This is a genomic window from Pseudomonas sp. BCRC 81390 (assembly GCF_030341915.1).
In the GTDB taxonomy this organism is placed as follows: domain Bacteria; phylum Pseudomonadota; class Gammaproteobacteria; order Pseudomonadales; family Pseudomonadaceae; genus Aquipseudomonas.
This window is the reverse complement of record NZ_JATAAG010000069.1, coordinates 21,543-35,224: the sequence shown is the minus strand read 5'-3', so window position 1 is coordinate 35,224 and position 13,682 is coordinate 21,543. Positions and strand designations below refer to the sequence as shown.

Here is a 13,682-nt window from a genome sequence, read left to right as displayed (position 1 = left end):
AACATGACCATTCTGGTAACCGGCGGCGCAGGCTTTATCGGCGCGAACTTCGTGCTGGACTGGCTGGCCGACAATGATGAGGCTGTGGTCAACCTCGACAAACTTACCTACGCAGGCAACCTGCAGACCCTTGCGAGCCTGCAAGGCGACCAGCGGCATATCTTCGTACACGGTGACATCGGCGACTCCACGCTGGTAGCCCGCCTGCTGCAGGAGCACCAGCCGCGGGCCATCGTCAACTTTGCTGCCGAGTCGCACGTCGACCGCTCGATCCACGGCCCCGAAGACTTCATCGAAACCAACATCGTCGGCACCTTCCGCCTTTTGGAGGCTGTACGCGCCTACTGGGGTGGCCTGGATGAGCAGGCGCGCCAGGCTTTCCGCTTCCTGCATGTGTCCACCGACGAAGTGTACGGATCGCTGGCCGCTGGCGAACCGGCCTTCACCGAGACCCACCAGTACCAGCCCAACAGCCCGTACTCGGCCAGCAAGGCCGCCAGCGACCACCTGGTGCGCTCGTACCACCATACCTACGGCCTGCCGGTGCTGACCACCAACTGCTCGAACAACTACGGCCCGTACCACTTCCCGGAAAAGCTCATCCCGCTGATGATCGTCAACGCCCTGGCTGGCAAACCGCTGCCGGTGTACGGTGACGGCCAGCAAATTCGCGACTGGCTGTACGTCAAGGACCACTGCAGTGCCATCCGCCGCGTACTGGAAGCCGGTAAAACCGGCGAGGTGTACAACGTGGGCGGCTGGAACGAAAAGCCCAACCTGGAGATCGTCAACCGCGTGTGCGCCCTGCTGGACGAACTGCGCCCCCGCGCCGACGGCAAGCCCTACGCTGAACAGATCACCTACGTGGCCGACCGTCCCGGGCACGACCGCCGCTACGCCATCGATGCCCGCAAGCTCGAGCGTGAACTGGGCTGGAAACCTGCCGAAACCTTCGAAAGCGGCATCCGCAAGACCGTGGCCTGGTACCTCGACAACCAGGAGTGGGTGCAGAACGTACAGTCCGGCAGTTACCGAGACTGGGTCGAGAAGAACTACGCAGGGCGCTCGGCATGAAGATCCTGCTACTGGGCAAGGACGGCCAGGTCGGCTGGGAGCTGCAACGCAGCCTGGCCCCGCTGGGCCAGTTGCTGGCGCTGAATTCACGCAGCCAGTCGCACTGCGGCGACCTGGCCAACCTGGCGGGCCTGGCCGAAACTGTACGCGCCTACGCGCCTGATGTAATCGTCAACGCTGCCGCCTATACCGCTGTGGACAAGGCGGAAAGCGAGCGCGAGCAGGCCTTCAGGGTGAACGCCGAGGCCGTAGGTGTGCTGGCGCGTGCCGCTGCCGACGTCGGCGCGTTGCTTGTGCACTATTCCACCGATTATGTGTTTCCGGGGCATGGTACCCGGCCGTGGCGTGAAGAGGACGCGGTCGGCCCGCTGAATGCCTACGGTGAAAGCAAGCTGGCCGGCGAACAGGCCATTCAGGCCGTCGGCTGCCGCCACCTGATCTTCCGCACTTGCTGGGTGTATGCCGCGCGCGGCAACAACTTCGCCAAGACCATGCTGCGCCTGGCTGCGGAGCGCGACAGCCTGGGCGTGATCGACGACCAGCACGGCGCCCCGACCGGTGCCGAGCTGATCGCCGACATCACCGCCCACGCCATCACTGCCACCCGGGCCAACCCGGCCCTGGCCGGCCTTTACCACTTGGCGGCCGGCGGCGAAACCACCTGGTGTGGCTATGCCCGCTACGTACTGGAACATGCGGCTGCGCAGGGTGTGCCCCTGAGAGCCCATGCAGAACAGGTCAACCCATTGACCACTGCTGCTTATCCGACCCCGGCCAAGCGGCCGGCCAATTCGCGTCTGGACACCCGTAAATTGCAGGAAGCGTTTGCCCTGGCCTTGCCGGACTGGCGCCTGGGAGTGGCTCGCATGCTCACGGAAATATACGAGAAAGGAATACTATGAAGCGTAAAGGCATAATTTTGGCGGGTGGGTCAGGTACCCGTTTGCATCCGGCTACGCTGGCAATTTCCAAGCAGCTGCTGCCGGTGTACGACAAACCGATGATTTACTATCCGCTGACCACGCTGATGCTGGCGGGTATCCACGACATTCTGATCATCTCCACCCCGCAGGATACCCCGCGCTTCGAGCAATTGCTGGGCGATGGCCACTGCTGGGGGATCAATATCACCTATGCTGTACAACCGTCTCCCGATGGCCTGGCCCAGGCTTTTTTAATTGGCGAGCACTTCATTGGCAGCGCACCCACCGCGCTGGTGCTAGGGGACAATATCTATTACGGCCACGACTTCCAGCAGTTGCTGTGCAGTGCCATGGGCCGGCAGGGCAGTGCAAGTGTCTTTGCCTACCACGTACAAGATCCCGAACGTTACGGTGTGGTCGAGTTTGACACGCAGGGCAAGGCCATCAGCCTGGAAGAAAAGCCGACCAAACCCAAGTCCAACTATGCCGTCACCGGTTTGTACTTTTACGATAACGATGTGATCGAGATCGCCAAGGGAATCCGGCCGTCCGCGCGGGGCGAGCTGGAGATTACCGACGTGAACCGCGCCTATCTGGAGCAGAACCGGTTGTCGGTGGAGATCATGGGGCGCGGGTATGCCTGGCTGGATACCGGGACGCATGATTCGTTATTGGAGGCCAGCGGGTACATCGCTACCATCGAGCGGCGGCAGGGGTTGAAGGTGGCTTGTCCGGAAGAGGTGGCGTACAGGCAGGGGTGGATTGGGGCGGAGCAGTTGCTGAAGCTGGCTGAGCCCTTGGCCAAGAATGGGTATGGGCAGTATTTGAAGAGGTTGGTGCAGGACCGAGTCTATTGAAGGGTGTTTGAACCGCTGCAGGGCGGTCGTCTGCAAGGCGGTAAATGACCGCCTATCCCCCCGCTGCTGAGCCCGCTAGCATGCCTGATTCGCCCATCCCCCCGACCACCAACCCGTGACCAGCCACCATTTGTGAGAACAGAGCTGCTCTTCAAGAAAAGCGGTAGTAAGCGCTGCCAAAACTGTATTATGCGTGGTTCATCGTAAGACCTATGAAAGGGAATTCCCAGATGCAAGTCGCAAAAATGTCTTACCGTCCAGATATAGACGGGTTAAGGGCGCTGGCGGTATTGGCGGTTGTGCTTTTTCACTTTAACAAGCAGTGGTTGCCAGGCGGTTTTGTCGGTGTAGATATATTTTTTGTAATATCAGGGTATTTGATTACAGGTGTTATTCTGAAAGAAGTTTGCAGAGGGCAGTTTTCCTTTGTGAATTTCTATCTGAGGCGGATGAGAAGAATTCTTCCTGCTGCGTTTTTTCTTATTTTTATGACTGCATTGTTCGGCTTGGTCTTTATGGTGCCGATGGATGCCAATGATTTGGCTTCATCGGCAATCGCGTCAATTTTTTCGGTTGCAAATATATATTTCTGGAAGTACCTGGATATCAGCTATTTCGCGGCGTCTTCAGACATGGTGCCGCTCCTGCACATGTGGTCACTGGGGGTCGAAGAGCAATTTTATCTGGTTTGGCCTGCTTTGCTTGTAATGCTGTATAAGCTAGCGGGGCGGAAGGGGCTAGTATTAACTGCTCTGCTGCTAGCCTCAATGTCGGTTCTGTATGGTGAAAGCAAACTGATTTCCGATCCAAAGTTTGCTTATTATATGCTTCCTTCGCGTGCGGGCGAGTTGCTGATAGGTGCGCTCGCTTTTTTCGCTGGCGAGGCCTGGAAAGACCACGTCAATAAAAACATTGCCCAGTTTTTGGCTGTCGCTGGCATGTTTTCAGTTTGCTTGTCGATGGTTGTCGTAACGGAGGCAGGCGGTTTTCCTGGAGTTATCTCGCTGCTGCCGGTAATAGGCGTCGCATGTGTAATTTTTGCCGGGGCGGTGGGTAACAACATAGTCAATGCGTTATTGTCTGCGCGTCCCCTTGTGTTTATTGGGCTGGTATCATTTTCATTGTATTTGTGGCATTGGCCAATTTTGGCATTTTATCGTTATGCCTATGGTCAGCCGGCAGGTGCTGGCTATTTGATCTGTGTCGTGCTGCTGGTGGCAATGACGTTGATCTCCTATTATCTGGTTGAAGTGCCATTCCGACGCCCTGCACAAAGGCGCATGAATTTGAAAGGCTTTGCGGTAGCGCTGGTTGCTGGGCTGACCGTTTCGGTTAGTTATTACGCTATCGGGACCAAAGGCCTTGTAAAAGAGCTTTCGCCAGAGGGGTATCATGCCAAGGTGTCTGAGCACTTCAATCAGACCAAAGCGGCCTACCGCTATGTGTACAATTGTCAAACCTCTCGCTACGATGCCGGTTTGATTGATCAAGAGCGATGCATAATTGGCCCTGGCGGTAAAAAGCCAAGCGTGCTGATTTTTGGTGATTCGAACTCGGCTCATTACGTTGGCTACTGGAAAGTCATTGCAGAGGACCGTGGTATCGCCATGCGCAATATTGCCCACGATTCTTGTGTACCCTTTGCAGGTGGCACCAGTCGTCCTTATGTAAAGGTGGCTAGCCGGGATTCGTGTCAGAAGTTCAATACGCAAGTCAGAAAGCATTTTGACGACTACGATACCATCATCGTGAGTGCGGATTGGCAAGGGTACATGTACAGAACAAAGAACTATGTGGAAGACATAGATAGTTTGATCAGGGAACTATCAGCTACCGGGAAGAATATTATCATTGGGCTGAAGGTGCCGATCTTCAAATCCTATGATAGGTCGTGTGACCTCAAAGCTATCAAGATTCCAGGGGTCGAATGCCTGGCACGCGGTCAGTACGCCGATACGGGTGAAACCGAGATAAATAACCAGATTATCGAAATTGCCAAAAATTACGGCAACGTGAAGACGTTTACACTGCGAGACTATATATGTAAGGGCGGTACGTGTTCGGTTTATTTGCGGGGAAAACCAATCTACTTTGACCTTGGCCACTTGAGCATGGCAGGCTCAGAGCAGATTGGGCGAATTTCCATTGCCGAGAAAAACGTGCCTGGATTGCTTTCTCAAAAATAAAAACAAAAAAAGGCGGCTTGCCAGCCGCCTTTTTTGTCTTGGAGGAGTCAGCGCTTAAAGTTTAGCAAACGCCTCGTGTCGCCATGGGTCATTGAAAGTCGGTGATCTGTTCCACATTGCATTTTGCAGATATTTGATCTTCGGCGGCATCTTTGTAGAAAGCCATGATCTCCAGTGTGTCGTATGTCTCTGGAATCCGGAAACGAGCGTCCGGTGAGGCGTCGTACCAGCGTACATCACGACGCGCACCGTCAATGACAAAATAGAAAGCAAAATTCCCGTTTTCCTGGAGCTTTCCATCAATGACTAACGAGCAATGTGCAAAGACTTCTTCGTCGGCTTTGAATGCGGCTACGGTCAGCTTTGCACCGCTGGAAATCAGCGGCGGAAATGGCCGGGGAACGAAAGGGGAATCTGTAACAGCCTCGTGCAGATGCGCAAATTTGTTCCTGATTTGGCTGAGCGCTTCTACGTAGTAGCCTTCACAGTAATGGAAAGGCGAAACGCCCCACTTGTGTTGTTCATCAGCAGTCAAAAGTGAAGGCGGAAAGCTGATAAATTGGTGCTCGGCCAATTCATGCGCCAATGCATCATACATCCAATTCAGTTCGGCATTGGCTTTTTCAACGAGCGCAGGGGCTACCGGAAAGTGGGTCTCGCTTTCCTTTTCAAACTTTGATGACCAGAAAACTTTGTTGACGACGACGCAATCAAGCTTGTTCCGATCTTTTAAAAAGGTAAATAATTTCTGCATTCCTTGAAGCCAGAGTTTACGGCGCTCCGGTGAACCGTGAGGAATTATGCTGTAACCCTTTATGGAGGGGTCTTCCAAGAGGCCGCTCTCGGTGAGTTCATTCGAAAGCGTTATTAACTGGCCTGAGGGTAAGGCAATTAGATCAAATCGTTCATCGATAAGATCAATTAAAATGATGTCCGAGTCGTGGAATTGGTTGGCCTCGGAAAACATCGCTTTGGAAAAGTCGTAGGCGACCATGCGGCGCCGAAAGGCGGATGGAATACGTTGTAATGCGTCTTCGTTGGCATAAGCCTCGCTGCAAAGCGAAGCCATGGAAGATCTGGCGTAGTATTCCAGGAGATTGAAGTCACTGTTTTCTTCGAGGTTGAAAATGTCCCGGGAAACGCAGCTGCCGTAAATAATTAAATTCTTAGTCACTGTCTTGTTTTAGCCTTCTGGAGTGATGCAGCTTGGGGATGCATCAAACGACGCTACTACGAAGCCGATAAGGCCGTGAGGCGTAACCGAACGGGCAATCTTGGCGCAGGGTTGGCGCGTTTCGATACCCATTGGGCTGATAGTAGTGGCGGTCATATGGGATCCAATTTTCACCCTTTGGAAGCTGGTAAAGCATTATCCCGAGCAGGATCAGGGAATGCAACGACCATGCGGCGCCTGCGAGGCACCCAAAATCCAGGGTACGTCACAATAATCAAATTGGGTTCGTCCGGGCCGTCAGGCCGGTCTAGCGAATGCTCGATCGCATGACGCTCACACAGGTGTCAGGCTGAGACCCATGAGAGAGCCTAGAGTTCAATCCAGTCCAGGCTGAGGGCGCGGGTGCAGGCGTTTACGCCGGGGCTTTCACAGTGCTGCAGCAGTGAAGGCAGGGAGGGGGTAAGCTGCAGAGCACAAATAGTGATTTCAGGACATAACGTCGATAGCGAAGCAGCACAAACCAGTCGTATGCACGAATAACTGATTCGCTACAGTTCGCTTTTAGTCACTTGGCAGGTTGGTCGAGCTGAGTATTTGGACGATAGTTGCAGTATGTCCTTGGCCATCTCCTTTTTGATATTGTGGCGGGAGAATTGCTCGACAAACTCAGATCGGGAAATTTGCTGCATTTCCAAACGCTGGAAAGCTTCAACGGCACCCTCAATATCGCACGGCCCAAAGATTGCGGCGTTTTTAATTCGCTTTTGTGCAAATCGAGCCGCGTAACCGGAAAGGCCACCCCAGATCGGTTTGTGGGTGGCGGCGTATTCAAATAGCTTCGAGGGGAGAACGCGGCGAAAAGCTTTCAGGTTATTCAAGTGCAAAAAAAGGACGTCTGCCTCATGATAAACACGAAGCAGTTCATCTCGCTTCATCGGTGGCGAAATGGATACATTATCAACCTGGGCCTGCTTCAAGGCATTTTTCAGCTGTTCCAATGTACTGCCGTCCCCAATCAGATGAAAGTCCACTTGGTCGGCAAGTCTTTTTGCAAGCTCGGGAAGTATCTGGTGAAGCCCTTGACCGGTCCCGATATTGCCAGCATACACGACTTTAATTCGACGAGGTGGCGTCTTGAGCTCCGCTGCCTGCAAAACCGATAGCTGGTTGATGAATAAATCATCGACGCCGTTAGTGTAAAGCGTAAACTCTCGCCCCGGATAGCGGGTGTTGAAATAGGGCAAAAAACCGGGTGAAATCAAGTTGACCCGAGTTGCACTATTGATCGTCCAGCGTTCAAGGGGTGAAAAAATTGAGGCTGCGAAACGGCCCCAGCGGGAAGGGAGGAAATCGCGCAGCGTATCCACGAAGATGTCGCGAATATCCAAGTATAGCGCGCACGCATTTCGCCGGGCGATAAGGGCGCCAAGAGATGCGGTCATTAAACGCGACGATGTGGCGAACACCAGGTCGTAGTGTTCATTTTGCGTAATCTTCAACGCGCGCATCGCAAAACTGACGAAGGCTTTGGCCTGGTCCTTTATCCCGCTTCGATGTGCTGGGATATCAATCCGTCTTATAGTCAGCAGCGGTGAACGTTCAAGGCTCACTGCATTGGCTACAAAAGAATGGTATCGGTTAGGACGTGTCGTGATCACGTCGATGTCCACCTGCTCGCCCAATTCAGCCCGTAGGGCGCTGACCAGCGCTTCTGCACGAAATGAGCCGGCCGAAAGATCTGGCGGATAGTAGAAGCTCAGCAGAAGAATCTTCGTGGTCATCATCAGGCCTGCTTTTCAGGTGTAGCTACAGGGAGTATTTGCTGGTAGAGATTTACCAGGCGAGCCTCCTGCTCTTCCCAATTCAAGGTATTTGCGGTGAGTTGCGCGTTGTCGGCAAGTCGTTTGCGCAGGTCAGGGTCGCTGACCAGCTGGTTTAGCGCCTGCGCCAGCGCAGCATGATTGTTTGCGGGCACGAGGATGCCTACGTTATTGGTGCGCACGATGCGGCGTATTTCAGGGAAGTCAGTCGCTACAACAGGCAAGCCAGCGATCAGGTATTCGAACAGCTTGTTGGAATCCGTCGTGTAGTGATTTAGGCAGGTGTTTTCGATTGGCTGTACGCCAATATCGGCGGAGGCGGTATATTCTGGAAGTTCTGACAAGGCGACTGTCGGAATGAAATGCACCCGTTCCTGCAGGCCGAGTTCCTCGCAGCGCTGGGTCAGGCTTTCAGTCAGCCTGCCGCCGCCGATTAGCACAAAGTAGGCATTCGGCACCGCTGTTGCAGTTTCGATGAGCTTTTCAAGCCCCCGGCCTTGTTGCAGACCACCTTGATAAATAATGATTGGCCATGGTGCTTTCAGTCCCAACTCGTTTCTGATGCGGTTGGATCCGTGGCAATGAGTCAGTCTGGGACGGTTCTGTAAGACCGTAGGTCGCGCTACGCCATAGGCCCGGGCGAAATACTTCGCCCGAGCGTCCGTGGTAGTAATGCTTCCATCTACTTTCGGCATCAGCTTCTTTTCGACGAAGCCCACCACGCGACGAAAGCTCTGGTAGCCTTCACGGCTGGTACTGATTTCATGGGCGTCATAAATCAGACGCGCCCGGCTTAAACGCGCTGCTAACCAGGCAGTTGGAAGCGTGTTCACATCGTGAGCGTGCACCAGATGAGGGCGATACCGGACCATATGCCAAAGCAGGGCGGCGTGCGTCCAGGTTCGGGCGACAAGTCGGAGTATTTGATGTTTGAGCGACAGTTTTCCTACCGGGCTCTGGATCTTGCTTGCTTGAGCAGGCTGCTGGGATACACGTTTGCCCTTACGCCAGCGCCATAACGGGCTACGCGCAACGCGAAAGACACTGATGCCCTCTTTTAGTCGTTCTTGTTGACGAGTGACACCCGGCGTGTGCAAAGCAAAGACACTAATCTCATAGCCAGCGTGCTGAAGGGTTTGGGCTTCTTTCAGCACACGAGCATCATTAAGAAACTCATTCCAGACGATCATGGCTATACGTTGCATGCGGCCCCCTCTGGCACGGCTTGGTTGAGTGCACTAACCAAATGTGAAATTTGCGGAAGTAGTTCCGCCGCCGATAAGTAATTTTGCTTCACCAGCCATTGATCGAGCTGGAAGCACAATGCCGAAAGGTGCAAATGCTGTCCTGTAACGTCCTGCATGTCTGCACGTTGCTCCTTCAGATCAAGCAGCAGTTCTGGTAGCAACGGTTCCAGCTTACTGGACACCTGCAAGCTGGCGCCGACGGGTTCAAGGCTCCAATTGCCCCAATAGCTGGCAGTCAGGACGCCGGTATCGGAAATGAATATCTGGTCCTTGCCTACCTGGGCGTTGCAGACATGGAGCGGAAGTGTGCGAAGCAGAAAGCGTATGCTTTCTACGTGTCGCATGAATACCTCGAATGCAGCTTGGTGCTTACTGATGTCGAGTGCCTCACCGAGATTGGCGAGGGCCGCATCGTTCAGGCGATCCCATAGCAGGGGCCTGGAACGGGTATATTTTTGTACCAGTGCTGCAGAAGGTGTACTTCTCATGAGCAGCTTGGTCAGTTCCAGATGGTGTATGCCGAATTCCACCGCAGGAATTTTATTGAGGTGCTCTGGTCGGAAGACATGGCAATGGAAGCCATCAAGTACAGTGGCATGAATGAAAGGAACATTGGGCAGGTTCCGGACATTGGGCTCGGAAAGTAAAGTGGCTTCGTTGATGGCCAAAGTACTTCGATTGGTGTTGAATATCTTGATCAGGTGTGTGTCCGAATTTCCAAGACGGCACGTCGAGGTGACCTCGATGGCAAAAATGTCATGCACGCCGCTTTGGTGCCAATTCACGTGATGTTCAATATATGATTTTTGTGTGGCTTGCTCGAGCAGAGCAGGTACCCACTCGTCAATCTGATTTCGGGTAAAAATGTTCCAGAACTTTGTAGCTTTGGATTTGGATTCGGTGGTCAGTTTATGACCATTGAAAAACAAGGCTGAGATCTGCAGTCTCTGCTCTTTAAGCAACATCACGTCCTGGATGAGCAACGTGGCACGCTGCATGATCTGACGGGTTAGCAGTACGCCGATGATGGCTGGAAGCAGACTGGGAGGCGTATCGGAAAGCAGGTCATAAGCGAGATACGAAAATGCGGCCAGGAAACCAAAGGATCCCATGGAGTTGATCAGTTCGTGGGTGCCTTCAGTTAGCGGTGCTGGATGGCCCTTTTTCAGTGCAGTCATCGCTTTGGCGGCAACGCCCATGCATAGCCAGAACGCGATAACGGCAACAGTAAGTTCCAGATAGATAAACCCAAGCGCAGCGATGGTCAGCGCGAGAAAGACGACCGCGGCCAAGCTACGTGTCAGACGAAGATATGCCTTGCGTGCGACATCGTCCTGACCATCGAATACAATGAGTTTGCTGCTGTTGCTGACAAGCTTTTCGCTACCAAGAGTTGTTAGTTTTTTGGTGATCGATTCGGATGCAAGGTAGAGCAGATAGAAAACAATGGCGGCAACGCAGAGGACGATGAATAAATCTTTTTGTTCAAATTCCTTGAGGTAATCAGGGAAGTACGAAGGAATGGAGGGCGAGCCAATAAGAATAATAGCTTTCAATGGCAGGTAGGAAGCCGCCAATAAGCTGATCTGCGCAGCTAAAGTGCAGGTAATGATCGTTAAGGTCAGCCCCGGAATGTTGCGAGTTATTTTGGAAGCAACGGAATAGATCCAGCGGCCTGAATCGAGGGGTGCGCTTTTTGCTTCGCTCATTTATAACTGGCCTTGTTTCATATGCATCTGAACATACCGGGGCATTACGTTAGTTTACGGCCCAGGAAATTACCGCCTGGGTGGATGCTTGGTTCGGGTTGGACTGCTTGAAATTGGCAACAATCATGGCAGCGTTGGGCTTTCTGAAGTAAGCCTGAATGCTTGAGTCATCTTGTGTTTTAATGGTTGCCTTGTAACCGCTCTTTTCCAATGCCTGGTTGAAGTCCTGGTACACGGTCTTCAGGTCCGCAGTGGTTTCGAAGTAATGGAACTGGCGATCTTTTTCATCCTTGGTTGCCATGTAGCTTTTCGTGCTTTTGACATTGCTCAAGGAGATTTTGTTGCCTTCCTTGAGGTTGATGTCAGCCGTGTCAGGTGCATTGCAAGCGGTCAGGAAAAGAGCCAAAATCGAGTACAGAGCGATCTTCTTCATGTTTATTCCGAAGCTTTAGTTTTGGAGAGCTGTAATGGTGAATTGCGCTTTGATAGCGTTCTTCATTTCAAATGCAACCATCGATGTATCAATTTGTTGCATGAAACCAACGCCGCTTATGCCTTTCACGAGTTGGTCGTCATTCCAGCCTGTGACAATCGTGCAGGGGCAGTTCGAAGCGATGGTAATTCGGTAGCTTGAAGCCGGATGACGAATCTCCACGCCGTCCTGGGTCTTTGTCACCTGCGTGCCATCACCACAGTGGAACAGGCTGAACATGGGCTTGTTCTGAACCGCTGAATGGATCTCGTCGCTGATATCGAGCTGCAAGCGGTCCAGATGACCTGTGATACTACGTTTGACCACGGTATCGGCAAATGCGTCATGCGAGCCATGCAAGGCAAAGCCGCTGCCAATGACTTCTCCCGTGAGTTGAGCGTGCCCAGGTTCAATGCTATAGGGCACATCGCCGATAACCGGGTTGTTATGCGAATAGGGACCCCTCAGGAAACTCTGAACTGGCTTGAGATATTCGTGTGAGTAGAAGCTTGGGTCGATGAGCCACTCGATACCATCCATGAACAATGTGAAAGACAGATTGTCCTGGTGCTTGTGCGTTTTACACAGCGAGGTCGCAAACAGGGTCAGCATGTAAGCGGTCTGTGCGTGGTTGCCCTTGATAATCGCATATCCTGCAGTTGGCAGGATCGTTGCGGAGGGTGTTGGGTAATTGCTGCTGTTTCGCACCGTATCCAAATCCGGATTGGCCCGGCGGAACGTGTCGCCCTGTGCCGGGGAGCGATTGTCCGGATAGCGCAAGAAGTCAGAGAACTTGAGTAGCTCTTCAGCGACCGTTGGAATGGTCGTGGTATGGGAGCTCTGCTGCGCCAGTTCGCCAGCGAAGGCGATCAACCGTTGCACGCCCTGGTGGTAACCGATGGAGTTTTCTACAAACACCGCGTAACCGTTATCGCGAACGATCAAGGTGTCCAGCTGGTCGGTCAGGCGTGACAAGGCTAGCGACTGCCAGCGTTCGGAGCATGGGAAGTCGGGCATGGCCAGGCTGGTCGCCAGCAGCGCCATGTCCTGGAACCAGGCGTGATTGTGGTATCGCGAAGCCTGGTGAGAGGCGTAGAACATCTCCGAAGCCAGCAACTGGGCATGCTTGAAGATGGCTGCGCGCAGGCGCATCATGAAGCGGTTGTCGAACTGGTGCAGGGCACCAACATCCCAGATCATCAAGAATGCCAGCAGTCGCTCGGCGGTGCCGTGGTCATACCAGGCAAACTTCCGGTCCTCGTCGGCATTGAAATAGCTCCGTTCCAGCCAGTTGCTGACGAACTCACGCGCCGGGAACAGAGGCGCGATGCTGCCTTCCTGCCGCGCATGCAGCATCAGGATGATTGCCGGATGCAGCGAATGCCACGAAAAACGATAGGTGCCAACCGAATCAAGGTCATCCGGCAGAGTCAGCTGCCAGTTCCAGTCCAGACCAATGTTTCCATAGAGTGGGCAAACGCCTTTTTGCAGGTAATCGTTGGCCTGGGTCGGTACATCCTTGAAGCATTTCTCCATGTAGGCGTACAGGGAATCGCGAAGTGCTTCGGGCAGTGGCGCTTTGGCGAAGCCTTCGGTCAGCCAGGCCGGGGGCTTGTCGTTTTCGTACCAGCAGGTGAGGCGCTCGATTTCCACGGTCGAGCCTTCATGTTGCGGCTGACCCTTGAAATAGAGCTTTATTTCTTCGAAATCGCAGGCGGATGGCACATCCCAGTCATTTTGGATGCCGAATGCCAAGTCGTTGTGCCCGATCGTGAAATCGATCCACTCGCGTCGAGCGGCATTCACGATCTTCACATGGCGATAGCTGCCTTTGAACGTGTAGCCCACGCCGATGTAGTTCAGCTTTTCCCAATCGGATATGCGGAACCTCAGGTGTAGACCATTTCCGTGGAAGCTCCGTGGCAGCTTGAAACGAAGCTGGTAAACGTTCGCGTTGCCACTGAAAGTAAACACCGGATTGCCATCCAGCATGGCGGCGCGCGCATTGCCACTGAAGCCCTGAAGGTTAAAAGGCTCGTCGATTGCGCTGCCGTGATTGCAGTACGATCTGTAGTCGAGAATGTCCCGGTCGGAAAGGAAGTCCAACGCCGGCTTGTCCAGCGCGGGTTCGGCTGTAGCCTCGATTTCATCTTCCTTCAAGAAGTGATCGCGGATTATCTTAAGCATGTCTTTGAAGTGTTTTCTGAAAGTAAAAAAAGG

At 53.5% G+C, this 13,682-nt stretch carries 10 protein-coding genes; 4 read left to right on the top strand and 6 right to left on the bottom strand.

Annotated elements, in window-relative coordinates; genetic code table 11:
- Nucleotides 1-3: 3 nt before the first annotated feature.
- The 4 genes from rfbB (at nucleotide 4) to QSV36_RS21560 (ending at nucleotide 5,040) form a co-directional block, all read left to right on the top strand.
- A complete protein-coding gene (gene rfbB / locus QSV36_RS21575) occupies nucleotides 4-1,074 on the top strand; it encodes a dTDP-glucose 4,6-dehydratase (protein ID WP_289134303.1) in 1,071 nt (356 codons plus the stop codon).
- The gene (rfbD, locus tag QSV36_RS21570) at nucleotides 1,071-1,976 is read left to right on the top strand and encodes a dTDP-4-dehydrorhamnose reductase (RefSeq protein ID WP_289134301.1); all 906 of its coding nucleotides are present in this window, start codon (nucleotides 1,071-1,073) and stop codon (nucleotides 1,974-1,976) included. The genes rfbB and rfbD overlap by 4 nt, the downstream gene beginning before the upstream one ends.
- Nucleotides 1,973-2,854 (top strand): glucose-1-phosphate thymidylyltransferase RfbA, encoded by an 882-nt coding sequence (rfbA, locus tag QSV36_RS21565; RefSeq protein WP_289134300.1) that lies wholly within the window; start codon nucleotides 1,973-1,975, stop codon nucleotides 2,852-2,854. The genes rfbD and rfbA overlap by 4 nt, the downstream gene beginning before the upstream one ends.
- A 230-nt stretch (nucleotides 2,855-3,084) precedes the next feature.
- Complete coding sequence (locus tag QSV36_RS21560) at nucleotides 3,085-5,040, top strand: acyltransferase family protein (protein ID WP_289134298.1); 1,956 nt, start codon at nucleotides 3,085-3,087, stop codon at nucleotides 5,038-5,040.
- Nucleotides 5,041-5,128: 88 nt separating this feature from the next.
- Here the strand turns inward: QSV36_RS21560 and QSV36_RS21555 are convergent, their stop codons facing one another.
- From QSV36_RS21555 to QSV36_RS21530, 6 genes are all read right to left on the bottom strand, one after another.
- A complete protein-coding gene (locus tag QSV36_RS21555; protein ID WP_289134296.1) occupies nucleotides 5,129-6,214 on the bottom strand; it encodes a DUF6270 domain-containing protein in 1,086 nt (361 codons plus the stop codon).
- A 548-nt stretch (nucleotides 6,215-6,762) separates the two neighbouring features.
- Nucleotides 6,763-7,995, bottom strand: coding sequence for a glycosyltransferase family 4 protein (locus QSV36_RS21550; protein ID WP_289134294.1), 1,233 nt, complete (start codon nucleotides 7,993-7,995; stop codon nucleotides 6,763-6,765).
- 2 nt (nucleotides 7,996-7,997) lie between these two features.
- Complete coding sequence (locus QSV36_RS21545; protein WP_289134292.1) at nucleotides 7,998-9,239, bottom strand: glycosyltransferase family 4 protein; 1,242 nt, start codon at nucleotides 9,237-9,239, stop codon at nucleotides 7,998-8,000.
- Nucleotides 9,227-10,990, bottom strand: coding sequence for a hypothetical protein (locus QSV36_RS21540; protein WP_289134290.1), 1,764 nt, complete (start codon nucleotides 10,988-10,990; stop codon nucleotides 9,227-9,229). Before QSV36_RS21540 ends, QSV36_RS21545 begins: the two co-directional genes overlap by 13 nt.
- Nucleotides 10,991-11,039: 49 nt before the next feature.
- Nucleotides 11,040-11,423, bottom strand: coding sequence for a hypothetical protein (locus tag QSV36_RS21535; protein ID WP_289134288.1), 384 nt, complete (start codon nucleotides 11,421-11,423; stop codon nucleotides 11,040-11,042).
- 15 nt (nucleotides 11,424-11,438) lie between these two features.
- Nucleotides 11,439-13,649 (bottom strand): heparinase II/III domain-containing protein, encoded by a 2,211-nt coding sequence (locus QSV36_RS21530; protein WP_289134287.1) that lies wholly within the window; start codon nucleotides 13,647-13,649, stop codon nucleotides 11,439-11,441.
- Between the last annotated feature and the right edge of the window lie 33 nt (nucleotides 13,650-13,682).

Coding starts and splice junctions, on each gene's coding strand:
- rfbA (WP_289134300.1), top strand. CDS start 1,973: ATGAAGCGTAAAGGCATAATTTTGGCGGGTGGGTCAGGTACCCGTTTG.
- rfbD (WP_289134301.1), top strand. CDS start 1,071: ATGAAGATCCTGCTACTGGGCAAGGACGGCCAGGTCGGCTGGGAGCTG.
- QSV36_RS21550 (WP_289134294.1), bottom strand. CDS start 7,995: ATGACCACGAAGATTCTTCTGCTGAGCTTCTACTATCCGCCAGATCTT.
- rfbB (WP_289134303.1), top strand. CDS start 4: ATGACCATTCTGGTAACCGGCGGCGCAGGCTTTATCGGCGCGAACTTC.
- QSV36_RS21530 (WP_289134287.1), bottom strand. CDS start 13,649: ATGCTTAAGATAATCCGCGATCACTTCTTGAAGGAAGATGAAATCGAG.
- QSV36_RS21535 (WP_289134288.1), bottom strand. CDS start 11,423: ATGAAGAAGATCGCTCTGTACTCGATTTTGGCTCTTTTCCTGACCGCT.
- QSV36_RS21545 (WP_289134292.1), bottom strand. CDS start 9,239: ATGCAACGTATAGCCATGATCGTCTGGAATGAGTTTCTTAATGATGCT.
- QSV36_RS21540 (WP_289134290.1), bottom strand. CDS start 10,990: ATGAGCGAAGCAAAAAGCGCACCCCTCGATTCAGGCCGCTGGATCTAT.
- QSV36_RS21560 (WP_289134298.1), top strand. CDS start 3,085: ATGCAAGTCGCAAAAATGTCTTACCGTCCAGATATAGACGGGTTAAGG.